The sequence below is a fragment of the Brevundimonas sp. genome (assembly GCF_036676055.1).
Classification (GTDB): domain Bacteria; phylum Pseudomonadota; class Alphaproteobacteria; order Caulobacterales; family Caulobacteraceae; genus Brevundimonas.
Window position 1 is genome coordinate 15853 of record NZ_JAKFDS010000065.1, and the last position, 14694, is coordinate 30546.

The window sequence follows — 14694 nt, forward strand, 5'->3', positions numbered from 1 at the left end:
GCCGTCAACGCACCCGCGCGTAGAAGGCCTCGATCAGATCCAGCCGGTCCGCGAAAGGGATCGACTTCGCCACCGGTCCGTCATTGGTGAACTCCAGCAGCCGGTCGGGTTCCGCCCCGGACTCTGGCCAGGCCTGACGCTGACCGCCGTTAGGATCGCCCTTCGCCGCGAAGGTCGTCCAGTAGCCGGCCATCGCATTGGCCTGCCGCTGGTCCATCTCCCCCGTCGGCCAGGGCGAGGCGGTCAGATTGTCGAAGACGTACTGCCGCTCCGAAGCATGGGTCGCCCCCTCGTGCGGCTCTGGCATCGCCGCCGAGACAACGTCAAACCGGTACAGATACGTCGGATGCCCTCTGCGCGCATGCAGCCGCGCCAGGCGCCGCGCCGGTTCATTGAAGACCAGATCGCTCAGCACATGGGCGTCGTAACCGTTCTGTCCGCCATAGGCCTCGACGAGCGCCCCGCGCTCCGCCTCTGTCATCGCGTCGTCGAGGGCGCCGTAGGGGCTCAGGTCCGAGGGCTTCATCCACCAGAACTCGGCGCTGTTCGTGCCGATGATCAGCGGCACGGGCGCCTGGCGCCCCGCGGCGAAGGCGGCCTCGACATCTTCCCCCACATAGCGGCCATCCTGGACCAGCAGATCGCCGCCGTAGAAATTGGGCGCCGGGCGCAGCAGGGCCTCCGCCGGGATCGCCCGCAGCTGCGCCGCCGTCCCGGCGCCGAGGGACTCCGCAAACGCCTTTCCCCTCGCCTGTAGCGACGGGCCGCCGTCGCGCCTCGCCCGGTTCAGCGGCGTGCCCTCGTCACGCCCCAACCCCGACTGCACCACGGCCCGGTGGAACAGGCCCCTAGCCGGTTCGGAGATCATCAGTCGCGTCACCAGCGCCCCGCCGGCCGACTCGCCGAAGACGGTGACGTTGCCGGCGTCGCCCCCGAACGCCCCCGCATTGTCCCGAACCCACTCCAGCGCGGCGATCACATCCATCAGCCCGTAGTTGGCGGCTGGCTCGCCCGGAGCCCGTTCCGCCGCCAGCGCCGGATGATCGAAGAACCCCAGCCGCCCCAGCCGGTAGTTGATCGTCACCACCACCACGCCGCGCATCGCCAGGTTCGTCCCATCATACAGCGCCGCCGTCCCCGAGCCGTTGTTCAACCCGCCCCCGTGGATCCAGACCATCACCGGCGCGTGGCCGTCGCCCTGCGCCGGCGTCCAGACGTTCAGCGTCAGGCAGTCCTCGCTCATCGGCAGGGGCCCGACCCCATTGTCTCCGTTGGCCGGCGGCTGGATGCAGATCGCGCCGACCTGCCCCGCGTCCCGTTCCCCGCTCCACCCTTCAGCAGGCCGCGGCGCCCGCCAGCGCAAGTCGCCGACCGGCGGCCGCGCATAGGGCACGCCCTTGAAGCTGCGCACGCCGTCGGCTTCGCGCCCGACCAGTACGCCCTGCTCCACCGTCGCGCGCGGCGCGGGGTCCGTGGGACCAGCCGGTGACATCATCAGAACCGCCGCCGCCAGAAACGAAACCATGGACATGGACCCAGACTAGCCGCGCCCGCCCTCTTGGCTCAAACCGCAAAATGCACCACACGCTTCCGGCGCGTGAACCTATGCGCAAGCAAGGCGTTACAGCGACGCGCACGGCGGGGACGGGTTTGAAGGAACTGGCGAAATCGGGCGGCCTGGCGGTCGATCTGGCGAGCGCGTTCGACGCCTCGCCCAATCCCTATGTGCTGCTCACGCCCGATCTGCGCATCGCCGGCGTCAACCAGGCCTATCTGGACGTCACCAACAGCACCCGCGCCGCCATCGTCGGTCAGCCCCTGTTCGCCGCCTTCGATTCCGGGCCGGGTGAAGAGGCGCCGGAAAATGTCCGTCAGGTCCGGGCCTCGCTGGAGCGGGCTCGGGACGAGCGCCGACGGGACCATCTCGCCCTGGTGAAATTCTCGATGGCGCGCGTCGACGAGCACGGCCGCCAGGAGTTCGAGGATCGGTACTGGAGCGCCACCCATACGCCGATCCTCGGCGATGACGGCGAGGTCGTCTTCCTGCTTCAGCATACCACCGACATTACGGAACTGCAGCGGCTGCGCGAGCGCAGCGCCGCCAGCGAGAGTGTCAGCACCATCGACGCGATCCTCGGCGGCGCCGTCCTCGGACGGGCGGAACAGGTGCAGCTGGCCAACGTACGGCTGGAAAGCGAGCGCAACCGCCTGCTCGAGATGTTCATGCAGGCGCCGGGCTTCGTCGCCCTTCTGTCCGGGCCCGAGCATGTCTTCCAGATGCACAACACGGCCTACGCCCAGTTGGTCGGCCATCGCCAGCTCACCGGCAAGACGATCCGCGAGGCCCTTCCGGAAGTCGCCGGTCAGGGCTTCTTCGAATTGGTCGACAACGTCTACGCCACGGGCGAGGCCTACGAGGGGCGCGCCAGCCAGGTGCAGCTGCAGCGCACGCCCGACGGCCCCCTCCAGACCGTCTACCTCAACTTCATCTACCAGCCGATCCGCGACGCGACCGGGGCCGTGGCCGGCATCTTCGTTCAGGGCCACGATGTGACCGAGACGGTCCTCTCGACCGAGCGTCAGAAACTGATGATCGACGAGCTGAACCACCGGGTGAAGAACACTCTGGCGACGGTCCAGTCGATCGCCATGCAGACCGCTCGCTCGCACGGCGATCCGCGCACCTTCGCCGCGGGCTTTCAGGCCCGCCTGCTCGCCCTGTCGCACACCCACGATCTGCTGACCCGCAGCCATTGGGAGGGAGCCGACCTCGACGCCATCCTCCAGCACGAGACCGAGGCCCACGGCAGCGCCCGCGTCTCGGTCAACGGCCCGCACGTCGCCCTGGCCCCTGCCGCGGCGCTGTCGCTGGGAATGATCTTCCACGAACTGGCCACCAACGCCGCCAAATACGGCGCCCTGTCCGCCCCGGACGGGCGAGTGCTCGTGGACTGGTCGGTGGCCGACCAGACGCATCCCCGGCTCCAGCTGGTCTGGCGCGAGATCGGCGGCCCGCCGGTGACGGCGCCGGAGCGAAAGGGTTTCGGCAGCCGACTGATCGAACGAAATGTGCGTCATGATCTGGCCGGAGAGGTCGAACTCGACTACGCAAGCGATGGATTCACCGCGACTTTCTCAATTCCGCTGGACAGGGAGCAGGGCACATGACCCAGGCGTTTGCAGGCCGCCGCGTTCTGGTCGTCGAGGACGAATCCCTCGTGGCCATGCTGCTGGAGACGATCCTTGAGGATATGGGCTGCGTCCCCGTCGGCCCCGCCGCCACGGTCGAGGAGGGCCTGCAGATGGTCACCGAAGGTGGGGCCCTCGACGCCGCCCTGCTGGACGTCAACGTCGCCGGCCGGCAGGTCTTCCCCATCGCCGAGGCGCTCAGGGAGCGAAAGGTGCCGTTCGTCTTCTCGACCGGCTACGGCGAGGGCGGCCTGCCCGACGAATGGCGCGGCCAGCCGACCCTGCAGAAGCCCTTCACCGAAGCCGCCGTCCGCGACGCCCTGATGAAGGCCATGGGTCTGGCGGACGTCTAGAGCGACCGCCCCAGATCCTTCAGCACCGCCCGCGCCGCATTGTGCCCCGGCGCCCCGGTGACGCCGCCGCCCGGATGCGCGCCTGAGCCGCAAAGATAGAGTCCCGGGACCGGCATCCGGTGGTCGGCGTGGCCCAGCACCGGCCGGGCGCTGAACAGCTGGTCCAGCGTCAGCCGCCCGTGGAAGATATCGCCGCCGACCAGGCCGAAACGCCGCTCCAGATCGCGCGGCCCCAGCGCCAGCCGCCCGACCACCGAGGCCTTGAAGCCCGGCGCATGCGCATCGACCGTCTCGATCATCAGGTCCGCCACCGTGTCTCGGTGCTCGTCGCCCAGGGTCGGATCGACGTGCTGGCAGAACAGGCTGGCGACATGCTGCCCCGGCGGCGCGAGGCTGTCGTCCAGGGTCGAGGGGATCAGCATCTCCACGATCGGCTTCGACGACCACCCGTTCAGCCGCGCCTCGGCGTGGGCCCGGTCCATATAGGCCAGCGACGGCGCCATGATGATCCCGGCGGTCAGGTGATCCCCCTGCCCCGGCAGCGCCGTGAAGTTCGGCAACTCCGACAGGGCCACATTCATGCGGAAGGTGCCGGAGCCCGATTGGTAGTTGCCGATCCGCTCGCGGAAGTCCGCCGGCACGACCGCGTCGTCCACGAACCGTTCGAACAGCAGTCGCGGATGCAGGTTGGAAACCACGGCCCGCGCCCGCACCACGTCGCCCGCCTCGGTCACCGCCCCGACGGCCTGTCCCTTTTCGGTCAGGACCGCGGCGATGGGCGTCTCCAGGCGCACGTCGACACCGACCTCCGCGCAGGCCTTCGCCATGGCCTGGGTGATCGCGCCCATGCCGCCCAGGGCATGACCCCAGACGCCCTTCTTCCCGTTCACCTCGCCGAACACATGGTGCAGCAGCACATAGGCCGACCCCGGCGTATAGGGGCTGGCGTAGTTGCCGACGACGCTGTCAAAGCCGAACAGGGCCTTGATCGGATCGCTCCCGAACCAGCCGTCCAGCCAGTCGCCCGCCGACTTGGCGAACAGGTCCAGAAGGTCGCGCCGCCCCTGTGTATCCAGCCCCGCCGCCTGCCTGCCCAGCGACGCGCCCTTCAGCAGTTCCGGCAGCATCGCCATCCAGCCGCCCTCGACCACATTGGGCGGCGCCTTCAGGATCCAGTCGCGCAGCACCGCCGCCACAACTTCCAACCGCCGCTCGTATTCGGGCAGCCGCTCCGCATCGCGAGCTGAAAACCGGGCCACCTCCCCCTGCGTTCGTCCCTCGCCTGCGATGAAATAGCGGCCGTCGTCGAGCGGCAGGAAGTTGGAGACCTTGCGCTCGACCACGGTCAGCCCGTGCCGGGCCAGTTCCATGTCGGCGATCACCTTCGGGTTCAGCAGGCTGACGGTGTAGCTGGCCGTCGAGTTGCGGAAGCCCGGATGGAATTCCTCCGTCACCGCCGCCCCGCCGACGACATGCCGCCGCTCCAGCACCGTCACCTTCAGACCGGCCTTCGCCAGATAGAAGGCGCAGACGAGCCCGTTGTGGCCCCCGCCGAGGATGACGACGTCGGTTTCTGTCCGCATTCTCTTCCGCTCATCCCGGCGAAAGCCGGGACCCAGTGCTTTGGGTGATGATCAGAGGGCTTTAGCCTGCAATGGCCCGACCCGAAACGCTGGCGTCACGATGGACAGGACTGGGTCCCGGCTTTCGCCGGGATGAGCGGAGCTATTGTGGCTCTTCCTCCGGCCGGTGCACCAGCGACACCAGCACCACGCTGATCATCATCAGCAGGAACCAGCTGCCCAGCTTGGCCACAGACACCGGCTCCCACCCGTCCTCCTGCCCCGGATAGGCCCAGGCTTGCGCCCAGGTGCCGAGGTTCTCGGCGAACCAGATGAACAGGGCCACGAGGAAGAAGCCGGGCAGAAACGGCATCGACCGCCGCCGCCGGTCCGGGGTGAAATAGAACCAGCCGCGCCCGAACAGCAGCGCGGTCAGGGCGAACAGCCCCAGCCGCACGTCCGGCAGCCAGTGGTGGGCGAAGAAGTTGACGTAGATCGCCGCCGCCAGCGCCCAGGTCGTCCACAGCGGCGGATAGTGGCGGAAACGGATGTCGAAGATGCGCCAGATCCGCGCGATGTAGCTGCCCACCGCCGCATACATGAAGCCCGAGAACAGCGGCACGGCGCCGATCCGCAGCAGGCTGTCCTCCGGATAGATCCACGACCCCGCCGCCGTCTTGAACAGCTCCATGACCGTCCCGACCACGTGGAAGACGAAGATCACCCTCGCCTCCTCCCAGCTCTCCAGCTTCAGCGCCAGCATGGCCGCCTGGATCGTCACCGCCGCCAGCACGAGGAAGTCGTAGCGCGCGATCGGCGCCTGCTCGGGCCACCACAGCTTCGTCGCGATCAGCAGCGCCAGCATCGCCCCGCCGAACAGGCAGGCCCAGCCCTGTTTGATCCCGAACATCAGGAACTCGAACCCGTACCGGCTCCACGCCCGCCGGTCAGACCATGCCTGCAGCCGGCCAAGCCAGTGACGGCCCCAGGTTTCGAGCGGAAGACGGCGCGGTTCTGTCATGGGATCAGCCTGGCCGCCGCCCGGGGCTCAGGCATGAGCAGAATCTGAGGAATTCCCGTGGCGCGGTGAATTCACCCCCGCCCGCGGTACGTCGGCACGCCCTGGTCCGGCAGCCACAGCCCCTCCGGCGCCGCCCCGGTCTGCCAGAAGACGTCAATCGGGATGCCGCCGCGCGGGTACCAGTAGCCGCCGATGCGCAGCCACGCCGGCTTCAGCAGATCGACCAGCCGCTTGCCGATGGCCACGGTGCAGTCCTCGTGAAAGGCGCCGTGGTTGCGGAAGCTCGTCAGGTACAGCTTCAGCGACTTCGACTCGACCAGCCACTCGCCCGGCGCATAGTCGATGACAATGTGGGCGAAGTCCGGCTGGCCCGTCACAGGGCACAGGCTGGTGAACTCCGGCGCCGTGAACCGCGTCAGGTACAGCGTTCCCGCGTGCGGGTTCGGCACCCGCTCCAGCACGGCGGTCTCCGGGCTCGTCGGCGCGGCGGTCATTTGGCCGAGCTGGTGCAGGCCGGAAGTGTCGGTGGTCATGGATTTCAGTCCGGGGCGGCCTGCCGGCCAGCGAGAAGGAACGTGTCCCGAGGCAATAGGGCCATGCGCCCCGGTTTTCAAAGGGCCGGCGCCGGGAAGGGATCCGCCCGCCGGAGCGACGAGCCCGCCCGGGACGTCTAGAGGGCCTGGGCGCCCAGCCTCGCCGTCCAGCGCGCCGCCCTCTCCTTCAGCTCCAGCTCGCGCATCAACGGCGAGGCGTCCTCGGGCAGCCGGTCCAGCTGTTCGAAGCGGAAATCGGCTTCCGCATTCGCGTTCCACGCCGCCTGCAGGGTGCGGAATGGCGACCCGCCCTGACGCAGGGTGAACCACAGCCCGTTCTGCTCGGTGTCGACGTGGCGGCTCTTGCCGACCCAGGCCTCGCCCGTCGCGGTGCAGATCACCGCGAACACTCCGGCGACGGTCTTGCGCTCCTTGTAGGCGGCCACTGCGGCCTTCCGCTCCTGCGGGGTCATACGAGTCTCCTTTTTACCCGGGTAATATAGCGGTTATTTTTACCCGGGTAAATATGCCCGTCGCCCGTTCCTGGCGCGGGAAGCAGGTCTGACCATTTGCCTTCCCCCGCGACAGCCCGCTATCCGTAGCGAAAGACAACCCGGGGAAACGTCATGGCCATTCCGGCATCGCTGCAAAAGGGACTGAAGCTGCCGGTGATCGCCGCGCCGATGTTCCTCGTCTCCGGCCCCGACCTCGTCGTCGAGTGCTGCAACAACGGGGTCATCGGCACCTTCCCGTCGCTGAACCAGCGCACCACCGACGGCTATCGGGACTGGCTGCAGGAGATCAAGGGCCGGCTGAACCCCGACGCCGCCGCCTTCGGCGTCAACCACATCGTCCACCCGACCAATCCGCGGCTGATGGCCGACATGATGGTCTCGGTCGAGGAAAAGGTGCCGCTGATCATCACCTCCCTGGGCGCGGTGCGCGACGTGGTCGAGGCGGTGCACGGCTATGGCGGCGTGGTCTTCCACGACATCGCCAACGTCCGTCATGCGAAGAAGGCCGCCCAGGCGGGGGTCGACGGCCTGATCCTGGTGGCCAACGGCGCCGGCGGCCACGCGGGGGTGGTCAACCCCTTCGCCCTGGTTGAGGAGGTCCGCACCTTCTTTGACGGGACTATCATCCTGTCCGGCTGCCTCTCCACCGGCCGCGACGTCGCCGCGGCGACCATGCTGGGCGCCGACTTCGCCTATATGGGCACCCGCTTCATCTCGACGACCGAGAGCCAGGCCCAGCAGGAGTACAAGCAGATGATCGTCGACGCCGGCGCTTCGGACATCACCTACACCCCGGCCGTCTCGGGCATCCCCGCCAACTTCCTGACGCCCTCGCTGATCGCCAACGGCATCGATCCGAAATCGCTGCCCGAGCACAAGCTCGACATGGGCGAGGAGGCGCGCGCGTGGAAGACAGTCTGGTCGGCCGGTCAGGGCGTCGGCGCGGTGCATGATATTCTGCCGACGGAGCAACTTGTCCGCCGGCTTCGGGACGAATATGCGGAGGCCTGCGCCGTTTTCGACAAGAAGCGGTTCTAGACCGGCCCGCATCCCGGACCCCTGGCCAGACCGAAGCGACCACCGATGATCCGCACCCTGACGACCGCCGCCGCCGCGACCGCCCTGCTCGCCTGCGCCTCAGCCGCCGCCGCCCAGGAGGCCGCGCCCCCGTCCGGCGCCTGGAGCTTCGCGGTCGGGGCCGCGACCGACAACCGTTCCAAGGATGCGTCCAAGTCCGACGGCGACCCGTTCGTCTGGGGCGAGGCCGAGTGGGAGAGCGCGTCAGGCCTGTTCTACGCCGGGCCCTCGTTCGAGACGGTCAAGTCCTCCGGCTCGGAGCTTGAGGCCGCACTGACCGCCGGCGTCCGGCCCGAATTCTCGGGCTTCGATTTCGACCTCAACGCCAAACACAAATGGCTGGTCGACGCCGACCCGGCGACCGACGACGACGCCTGGGAATTCACCGCCGACATGAAGCGTTCCATCGGCCCCGCCAGCGGCCGTCTGCGCCTGCAGTATTCGCCGGACACGATCGGCGCCGGCGAGGCTTGGACCTGGACCGAGGCGCAGATCGGCTGGGACTTCACCGACAAGCTCTACGCCTCCGCCGCCATCGGGCGCCGGGAGCAGGAAACCAGCGTCGACTACACCGGCTACAACGCCGGGATTTCCTACGCCCTGACCCGCAGTCTGGAGGCCGACCTGCGCTGGTACGGGACGGACGCGGACGTTCCCGGCGAGCAATACGCCGATAGTCTGGTCGCGGGCCTCAGTTTCGCCTTCTGAGGCTCGCAATCGCGCCCCATCGTACCTACCTGAGTGGGATGACTCACAGACCCACCACACTCGAACGCGCCTATGAACTCGCCCGCGAGGGCCGGTGCCGCACCGTCAGCGACATCAAACAGGCCCTGTCCACCGAGGGCTTCGACCGCATCCAGGACTCCCTCTACGGCCCGACCCTGAGCGCGGCCCTGCGCAAGTTGTGCCAGGAACACTATGTGGCGCCTGTCGAGCCCGCCACCGAGGACCAGACCGCGAGCTGATCATCGGCTTGATTTCGCCACGCGAACCGTCCACTATCCCTGACGTCGATCTCTCTGCGAAACGCCACCCTCTGCTTTCGCACTGAGGTCTAGCCGCTCCTTTCAGACCCGACAGGCTCCAGGGGCTCTTCCCTGTAGCCAACTTCTAACGGAGGTCCTGAAAATGGCTACCGGCACTGTAAAATGGTTCAACGGCACCAAGGGCTACGGCTTCATCCAGCCGGACGACGGCGGCAAGGACGTGTTCGTCCACATCTCGGCCGTCGAACAGGCGGGCCTGCGCGGCCTCGATGAAAACCAGAAGGTTTCCTACGAAATCGAGCGCGACAAGCGTTCGGGCAAGGAATCCGCTGGTCAGCTGAAGACCGAGGGCTGAGTTCAGGCGCCGGTCTCCGGCGCATGATTTCGAACGGCGGCGGGGCCTCGGCTCCGCCGCCGTTTTGCTGTCCGGGGCGCGCCCTTACGAAGGAACCGCCTGTCTGGATGTCGGGGTGTGGCCAGTAGCCGCAAAGGTGATCCGTCCGCCCCGCTCCTTCGTCTGTGCCCTGAGCCGTATCGACGGCCGCTCAGGAGAGACACAGATGACCTTCACCCCGACCCGCACCGTTCTGATCGCCGGCGTGGCCGCTTGCGCCGTCTTCGCCGGAGCCTGCTCGCCGGCCGCGGAAACGCCGTCCGCCACGGAAACCGCCGAAGCCACGGCGACCCCCGCCCAGGAGACCGTCATGGTCGGCGGCGCGGCCATGTATCCCGACAAGACCATCGTCGAGAACGCCAGCAACTCGGCCGACCACAAGACCCTCGTCGCCGCCGTGACCGCCGCCGGCCTTGTCGAGACCCTGTCGGGCCCCGGTCCGTTCACGGTTTTCGCCCCGACCGACGCCGCCTTCGCCAAACTGCCGGCCGGCACGGTCGAGAGCCTGGTCGAGCCCGCCAACAAGGCGACCCTGACCAAAATCCTGACCTATCATGTGGTCGCCGGCCGGGTCGCCGCGGCCGACCTGATCGCGCAGATCAACGCCGGCGGGGGCAGCGCCGCCCTGACCACCGTCGAGGGCGGAACCCTGACGGCCTCGCTGCGCGGCGACTCCGTCATCCTGACCGACGAGAAGGGCGGCACCGCCACGGTCACCCAAGCCGACGTGTTCCAGTCCAACGGCGTGATCCACGTCACCGACACCGTCTCCATGCCCAACTGATGATGACCCGCGGGGCGGTCGCCGGCGCGACGGCCCCGCGGCCTATCTCACGGCCGCGCTTGCTATTGTCGGGGAAAGGGCCCACTTGAGGCTTCGTCGATCTCTTGCGAAACGCTGCTGTCCCTTTGCATCGCGCACCGAGGTCCAAAGCCGATCCCATTCAGACCCGACAGGCCTCCCGGACTCTTTCCGGCGGTCAACTGCTAGCGGAGGTCCTGAAAATGGCTACCGGCACTGTTAAATGGTACAATTCCACCAAGGGCTATGGTTTCATCGCCCCCGATGATGGCGGCAAGGACGTTTTCGTCCACGCTTCGGCCGTCGAAGTTTCGGACCTGGGTTCGCTCAACGAAAACCAGAAGGTCTCCTACGAGATCGAGCGCGACTCGCGTTCGGGCAAGGAATCGGCCGGTCGCCTGAAGGCCGCCGAATAGTTTCCGACTGACGGAAGGGCCGGCCGCCGAACAGGCGCCGGCCCGACCTCCGTTCCCTTGTCCCCAGGAGACTATCGATGACCCCGCTTGCCGACATGATCCCCGCCATGAGCGATCCCGACCTCAAGGCCCTGCGCGCCAACGCCGCCCGCCTGTCGGAATCCGGCTCCGCGGTTCAGATGAACACCGCCACTGAAATCCTCCCTCTGATCGACGCCGAATTCGAACGCCGCGCCGCCGCGCCGGCCTCGACGGTCAAGAAGGTTCGCGCGCCGGCCAAGAAGAAGGTCGTCCCGGCCACCGGCCACCAGACGGCCCTGCCTTCCAAGGCCGCCTGAATATCGACCCCGCGCCCCGCGAAAGCGGGGGCGCGCCGTTCCGCTGATCACCCCAGCGCCTGATCCAGATCCGCGATCAGATCCTCGACATCCTCCACGCCCACGGACAGCCGGATCAGGTTGTCCGTCACCCCGCCCGCCTCGCGCAGCTCTTTCGGCACCGAGGCGTGGGTCATGATGGCCGGGTGGTTGACCAGGCTTTCGACCCCGCCCAGCGACTCCGCCAGGGTGAAGACCTGCACCCGCTCCAGCACCTGTTTGGTCCGCGCCAGATCGCCGTCGATGACAGCCGTCACCATCCCGCCGAAGCGGCCGTTCATCTGCCGCGCCGCCAGATCGTGCTGCGGATGGCTGATCAGCCCCGGATAGATCACCTTCGCGATCCCCTTCCGCTCCTCCAGCCAGCGGGCCACGGCCAGGGCGTTCTCGTTGTGCGCCCTCATGCGCAGGCCGAGGGTCTTCAGCCCCCGGTTGGCGAGAAAGGCGTCGAACGGCCCCATCACCCCGCCGACCGAGTTCTGCAGAAACTTGATCTCCTTCGCCAGCGCGGGGTCCGCCGTCACCAGCGCCCCGCCGATGATGTCGGAGTGGCCGTTCAGATATTTGGTCGCCGAATGCATCACCACGTCGGCCCCCAGCTTCAGCGGCTGCTGGCTCCATGGCGTGGCGAAGGTGTTGTCGACCACCAGCAGCAGGCCGTGCGCCTTCGCGATCCGGGACAGGCCGGCGATGTCGGCCAGTTTCATCAGCGGATTGGTCGGGGTCTCGGCCCAGATCAGCTTCGTCTTCGGCGTGATGGCCGCCTCGACTTTCGCCAGATCGCTCAAATCGACATAGGCGAAGTCCAGCCCCATCGACCGCCGCCGCACCCGCTCGAACAGCCGCCACGAACCGCCGTACAAGTCGTCGCCAGTGACGATGTGCGAACCCGCGTCCAGCAGTTCCAGCGCCGTCGAGGTCGCCGCCATGCCGCTGGCGAAGCCGAAACCGTGGGTCCCGCCCTCGAGATCCGCCAGACAGGCCTCGAACGCCTCGCGCGTCGGGTTCTTGCCCCGCGCGTACTCATAGCCCTTGTTCACCCCGGGGCTTTCCTGGGCGTAGGTAGAGGTGGCGTAGATCGGCGTCATCACCGCGCCCGTGGTCGGGTCGGGCCGCTGGCCGGCGTGGATGGCGCGGGTCGAGAAACCCTGGCTGTTCTTCAGCGAGCTCATGCGGTGTCCTGATCGATGCGGCCGATGGTGCCGCCGTAGAATTCGGCCGAGCGCGTGAACACCTCGGCCCACTCGGGGGGTCTCAACAGATGGCCGGCCCCGGCGATCACTTCAACCCGCACATTGACGTCATGCTCGCGCAGGAAGTCGACCCAGGCCGCTGTGTTGCGCGGCAGCACATGGGTGTCGTTCTCGGCCCGGATGACCAGAACCGGAACGCGCCGGCGCGGGACGCGCGGCGTATAGACATCGACGCCCCCCGCCAGCCCGATCGCCGCCGCCGCCCGGCTGTTGCCCAGCGCCCCGTCGACCGCGACGTACGATCCCAGCGAATAGCCGAACATCGCGGTCCGCCGCCGGTCCACGCCCCGCTCGATGAACCAGTCGATGGCGTGCTCGCCGACGTCGCGCCACGCCTCCATCATCCGCTCCGGCCGGACGCCGTCGTCGGGGAAGGCGTCGGTGTAGAGCGGCGTCAGCACCTGATAGCCGTCGCCTGCGAACTGCATGGCCAGCTCATGCCACGGCCCGGCGTTGCGGATGCGTCCGCCCGAGCCGTGCATCATCACGATCGCGGCCCGCCGCCCCTCGCCCGCCGGCCGATAGTGGATGGCGCGGATCGGCTTGTCGTGGCTCTGAAAGGTCATGCCCTCGTAGATCGGCGCCGCGTCCTGCGCCCGCGCGGCCGGCGCCAGCGCCAGCCCGGCCGCCGCGCCCGCCAGAAGTCTACGCCGGTCCATGGCCCGCCTCCCGCCGGCTCTCAAGAAAGGTTCGCGTATGGCTCATGACGGCGCACCAAGTGGGCAGGTCGTACTGATGGCCGTCGAACGCCAGTTCGCGCACTTCCACGGCCGCCCCCGCCTCGCGCAGGTCATCCGCCAACCGCAGCGTCGCCCGAACCGGCACGGCCTCGTCGCGCCGCGCATGCAGCAGCAGCACCGACAGATCGCGTCCGGCCAGGCTCTGCTCCACGGCGCCGCCCCCGGCTGCGAGCACCACCGAACGCACCTCGCCCCCGGGCGCGGCAGCCGCATCGACCGCGACCCCGGCGCCGCGCGAATAGCCCCAAAGCGCCACCCGCCCGGCCGACAGTCCCTGTCCGGAAGCCAGCTCGCCGGCCGCGTCCAGCGCCGCCTGCCGCCACGCCCGCGCGGTCACGGCCCGCCGGCTGGGATCCGGATCCGCGGCGTCGAAATAGGCCGGCAGGATCACATGATAGCCCCGGGACGCCAGCTGGATCGCATGGGCGTCGAACAGGATCGAGTTCATCTCGAACCCCGTGCCGCCATGCAGCATCACGACGCCATCGCCGTTGGCCTCGCCCCGCGGCGTATAGAGATAGGCCCGCACCGGCCGTCCCCGGCTCTCGAAGGCGATCAGCGCCCTCGAGGCCCGCACCGGCACATCGTCGGCGCAGCCCGGAACCCCCACCTGCGGCCTCTCGGGAACCTGCGCCAGCGCGCGGGGCCCGCCGGCCAGGGCCGCGATCAGCCCGACCAGCGCGAGGCGCGTCGGAATGGCCGGACCCCTCCCCCTCATGATCCCGCCTCTCCCCCGATCAGGGCGCGGTCCAGGAAGGTCCGCGTCCGCTCGAACACATCGCACCAGGCCGCGCGGCCGAGGCCGTGCCCCTCGTGCCGCAGGGCCTGAATCTCGACCGTCGCACCCCGGCGCCGCAAGCCGTCTCCCCACCGCCGCGTGGACTCCGGCGAGATCACCGGGTCCCGTCGCGCGTGAATCAGCAGCACCGGGACCGGCCGCCCGGCCCGGCCGGCCTCGCCCGCGTCCAGGCCGCCGGCCACCGAGACCGCCGCCGCCACGGCGTCCGCCTCCATCGCCGTCTCGCCCGAAAGGAAGCCGCCGAGCGAATAGCCCCACAGCGCCACCCGGCCCGGCTCCATTCCAGGCTGGGAGCCCAGGAAGGCTGCGCCGTCCCGCGCCGCGCCACGCCAGAGCCGCAGATCGCGATCGGTCCGGTTCTGGCGGCCCGGTTGCGCGTCGTAATAGTTGGGGACCAGCACATGATAGCCCCGCGACGCCAGCTGGATCGCATGGGGATCGAACGTCTGCGCGTCGGCGGCCAGCCCCCTCGCGCCGTGCAGCAGAACCACCCCCGCCCCGTTCGGCCGGGCGGGGCGATAGATCAGACCCCGCACGGTCGCCTGCCCACTCTCATACGACGCCTGCGTCCGCGTGGCCGCATGAGCCACGTCGCCGTCGCAGGCCGCCTGCGCCGCCGACGGCAGCGACCAGACAAGGGCCAATGCGAACGCCAGGTGCGGGCCGCGCCTCAT

18 protein-coding genes are annotated in these 14694 nt (G+C 68.8%); 9 read left to right on the forward strand and 9 right to left on the reverse strand.

Annotated elements, in window-relative coordinates; genetic code table 11:
• Positions 1 to 4 precede the first annotated feature (4 nt).
• Positions 5 to 1531: a carboxylesterase/lipase family protein gene (locus tag V6M45_RS11245; protein WP_332656453.1), complete on the reverse strand. Its 1527-nt coding sequence runs from the start codon at positions 1529 to 1531 to the stop codon at positions 5 to 7.
• A gap of 74 nt (positions 1532 to 1605) precedes the next feature.
• Between V6M45_RS11245 and V6M45_RS11250 the strand changes: the two genes are divergently transcribed.
• Positions 1606 to 3168: a PAS domain-containing sensor histidine kinase gene (locus V6M45_RS11250; protein ID WP_332656455.1), complete on the forward strand. Its 1563-nt coding sequence runs from the start codon at positions 1606 to 1608 to the stop codon at positions 3166 to 3168.
• Positions 3165 to 3542 (forward strand): response regulator, encoded by a 378-nt coding sequence (locus tag V6M45_RS11255; protein WP_332656457.1) that lies wholly within the window; start codon positions 3165 to 3167, stop codon positions 3540 to 3542. The genes V6M45_RS11250 and V6M45_RS11255 overlap by 4 nt, the downstream gene beginning before the upstream one ends.
• On the opposite strand, the gene V6M45_RS11260 is transcribed toward V6M45_RS11255, so the two are convergent.
• The 4 genes from V6M45_RS11260 to V6M45_RS11275 form a co-directional block, all read right to left on the reverse strand.
• Positions 3539 to 5125, reverse strand: a complete 1587-nt coding sequence (locus V6M45_RS11260) for a phytoene desaturase family protein (RefSeq protein ID WP_332656459.1) — start codon at positions 5123 to 5125, stop codon at positions 3539 to 3541. The two genes, V6M45_RS11255 and V6M45_RS11260, sit on opposite strands and share 4 nt — an antisense overlap.
• A 142-nt stretch (positions 5126 to 5267) precedes the next feature.
• On the reverse strand, positions 5268 to 6125 hold the full coding sequence (locus tag V6M45_RS11265) for a DUF817 domain-containing protein (RefSeq protein ID WP_332656461.1): 858 nt from the start codon (positions 6123 to 6125) through the stop codon (positions 5268 to 5270).
• Positions 6126 to 6196: 71 nt separating this feature from the next.
• Positions 6197 to 6658, reverse strand: a complete 462-nt coding sequence (queF, locus tag V6M45_RS11270) for a preQ(1) synthase (RefSeq protein ID WP_332656463.1) — start codon at positions 6656 to 6658, stop codon at positions 6197 to 6199.
• 137 nt (positions 6659 to 6795) lie between these two features.
• The gene (locus tag V6M45_RS11275) at positions 6796 to 7131 is read right to left on the reverse strand and encodes a GIY-YIG nuclease family protein (RefSeq protein WP_332656465.1); all 336 of its coding nucleotides are present in this window, start codon (positions 7129 to 7131) and stop codon (positions 6796 to 6798) included.
• 153 nt (positions 7132 to 7284) lie between these two features.
• On the opposite strand from V6M45_RS11275, the gene V6M45_RS11280 reads away from it, so the two are divergent.
• The 7 genes from V6M45_RS11280 (at position 7285) to V6M45_RS11310 (ending at position 11189) form a co-directional block, all read left to right on the forward strand.
• Entirely contained in the window at positions 7285 to 8211 is a 927-nt protein-coding gene (locus V6M45_RS11280; protein WP_332656467.1) for an NAD(P)H-dependent flavin oxidoreductase, read from the forward strand.
• 45 nt (positions 8212 to 8256) lie between these two features.
• Positions 8257 to 8958 (forward strand): TorF family putative porin, encoded by a 702-nt coding sequence (locus V6M45_RS11285; RefSeq protein ID WP_332656469.1) that lies wholly within the window; start codon positions 8257 to 8259, stop codon positions 8956 to 8958.
• A gap of 38 nt (positions 8959 to 8996) precedes the next feature.
• A complete protein-coding gene (locus tag V6M45_RS11290; RefSeq protein WP_332656471.1) occupies positions 8997 to 9218 on the forward strand; it encodes a hypothetical protein in 222 nt (73 codons plus the stop codon).
• A 163-nt stretch (positions 9219 to 9381) separates the two neighbouring features.
• On the forward strand, positions 9382 to 9594 hold the full coding sequence (locus tag V6M45_RS11295; RefSeq protein ID WP_168049003.1) for a cold-shock protein: 213 nt from the start codon (positions 9382 to 9384) through the stop codon (positions 9592 to 9594).
• A gap of 205 nt (positions 9595 to 9799) precedes the next feature.
• Positions 9800 to 10417: a fasciclin domain-containing protein gene (locus V6M45_RS11300; protein ID WP_332656475.1), complete on the forward strand. Its 618-nt coding sequence runs from the start codon at positions 9800 to 9802 to the stop codon at positions 10415 to 10417.
• A gap of 221 nt (positions 10418 to 10638) precedes the next feature.
• Positions 10639 to 10851 (forward strand): cold-shock protein, encoded by a 213-nt coding sequence (locus V6M45_RS11305; protein ID WP_168049007.1) that lies wholly within the window; start codon positions 10639 to 10641, stop codon positions 10849 to 10851.
• Positions 10852 to 10928: 77 nt separating this feature from the next.
• Complete coding sequence (locus V6M45_RS11310; RefSeq protein ID WP_332656477.1) at positions 10929 to 11189, forward strand: hypothetical protein; 261 nt, start codon at positions 10929 to 10931, stop codon at positions 11187 to 11189.
• A 47-nt stretch (positions 11190 to 11236) separates the two neighbouring features.
• Here V6M45_RS11310 and V6M45_RS11315 read toward each other — a convergent pair whose 3' ends face one another.
• From V6M45_RS11315 to V6M45_RS11330, 4 genes are read right to left on the reverse strand one after another with little or no spacing between them, the layout of a single operon-like run.
• Positions 11237 to 12400 carry a cystathionine gamma-synthase gene (locus V6M45_RS11315; RefSeq protein ID WP_332656479.1) on the reverse strand — a complete coding sequence of 388 codons (1164 nt, stop codon included), beginning with the start codon at positions 12398 to 12400 and terminating at the stop codon, positions 11237 to 11239.
• On the reverse strand, positions 12397 to 13140 hold the full coding sequence (locus tag V6M45_RS11320) for an alpha/beta hydrolase family protein (protein WP_332656482.1): 744 nt from the start codon (positions 13138 to 13140) through the stop codon (positions 12397 to 12399). The genes V6M45_RS11315 and V6M45_RS11320 overlap by 4 nt, the downstream gene beginning before the upstream one ends.
• Positions 13127 to 13939: an alpha/beta hydrolase family protein gene (locus V6M45_RS11325; protein ID WP_332656484.1), complete on the reverse strand. Its 813-nt coding sequence runs from the start codon at positions 13937 to 13939 to the stop codon at positions 13127 to 13129. The genes V6M45_RS11320 and V6M45_RS11325 overlap by 14 nt, the downstream gene beginning before the upstream one ends.
• On the reverse strand, positions 13936 to 14694 hold the full coding sequence (locus V6M45_RS11330; protein ID WP_332656486.1) for an alpha/beta hydrolase family protein: 759 nt from the start codon (positions 14692 to 14694) through the stop codon (positions 13936 to 13938). The genes V6M45_RS11325 and V6M45_RS11330 overlap by 4 nt, the downstream gene beginning before the upstream one ends.

What these genes read in the sequence shown, in the direction of transcription:
- V6M45_RS11245 (WP_332656453.1), bottom strand. Translation starts at nt 1,531, where the DNA reads ATGTCCATGGTTTCGTTTCTGGCGGCGGCGGTTCTGATGATGTCACCG.
- V6M45_RS11250 (WP_332656455.1), top strand. Translation starts at nt 1,606, where the DNA reads ATGCGCAAGCAAGGCGTTACAGCGACGCGCACGGCGGGGACGGGTTTG.
- V6M45_RS11255 (WP_332656457.1), top strand. Translation starts at nt 3,165, where the DNA reads ATGACCCAGGCGTTTGCAGGCCGCCGCGTTCTGGTCGTCGAGGACGAA.
- V6M45_RS11260 (WP_332656459.1), bottom strand. Translation starts at nt 5,125, where the DNA reads ATGCGGACAGAAACCGACGTCGTCATCCTCGGCGGGGGCCACAACGGG.
- V6M45_RS11265 (WP_332656461.1), bottom strand. Translation starts at nt 6,125, where the DNA reads ATGACAGAACCGCGCCGTCTTCCGCTCGAAACCTGGGGCCGTCACTGG.
- queF (WP_332656463.1), bottom strand. Translation starts at nt 6,658, where the DNA reads ATGACCACCGACACTTCCGGCCTGCACCAGCTCGGCCAAATGACCGCC.
- V6M45_RS11275 (WP_332656465.1), bottom strand. Translation starts at nt 7,131, where the DNA reads ATGACCCCGCAGGAGCGGAAGGCCGCAGTGGCCGCCTACAAGGAGCGC.
- V6M45_RS11280 (WP_332656467.1), top strand. Translation starts at nt 7,285, where the DNA reads ATGGCCATTCCGGCATCGCTGCAAAAGGGACTGAAGCTGCCGGTGATC.
- V6M45_RS11285 (WP_332656469.1), top strand. Translation starts at nt 8,257, where the DNA reads ATGATCCGCACCCTGACGACCGCCGCCGCCGCGACCGCCCTGCTCGCC.
- V6M45_RS11290 (WP_332656471.1), top strand. Translation starts at nt 8,997, where the DNA reads ATGACTCACAGACCCACCACACTCGAACGCGCCTATGAACTCGCCCGC.
- V6M45_RS11295 (WP_168049003.1), top strand. Translation starts at nt 9,382, where the DNA reads ATGGCTACCGGCACTGTAAAATGGTTCAACGGCACCAAGGGCTACGGC.
- V6M45_RS11300 (WP_332656475.1), top strand. Translation starts at nt 9,800, where the DNA reads ATGACCTTCACCCCGACCCGCACCGTTCTGATCGCCGGCGTGGCCGCT.
- V6M45_RS11305 (WP_168049007.1), top strand. Translation starts at nt 10,639, where the DNA reads ATGGCTACCGGCACTGTTAAATGGTACAATTCCACCAAGGGCTATGGT.
- V6M45_RS11310 (WP_332656477.1), top strand. Translation starts at nt 10,929, where the DNA reads ATGACCCCGCTTGCCGACATGATCCCCGCCATGAGCGATCCCGACCTC.
- V6M45_RS11315 (WP_332656479.1), bottom strand. Translation starts at nt 12,400, where the DNA reads ATGAGCTCGCTGAAGAACAGCCAGGGTTTCTCGACCCGCGCCATCCAC.
- V6M45_RS11320 (WP_332656482.1), bottom strand. Translation starts at nt 13,140, where the DNA reads ATGGACCGGCGTAGACTTCTGGCGGGCGCGGCGGCCGGGCTGGCGCTG.
- V6M45_RS11325 (WP_332656484.1), bottom strand. Translation starts at nt 13,939, where the DNA reads ATGAGGGGGAGGGGTCCGGCCATTCCGACGCGCCTCGCGCTGGTCGGG.
- V6M45_RS11330 (WP_332656486.1), bottom strand. Translation starts at nt 14,694, where the DNA reads ATGAGGCGCGGCCCGCACCTGGCGTTCGCATTGGCCCTTGTCTGGTCG.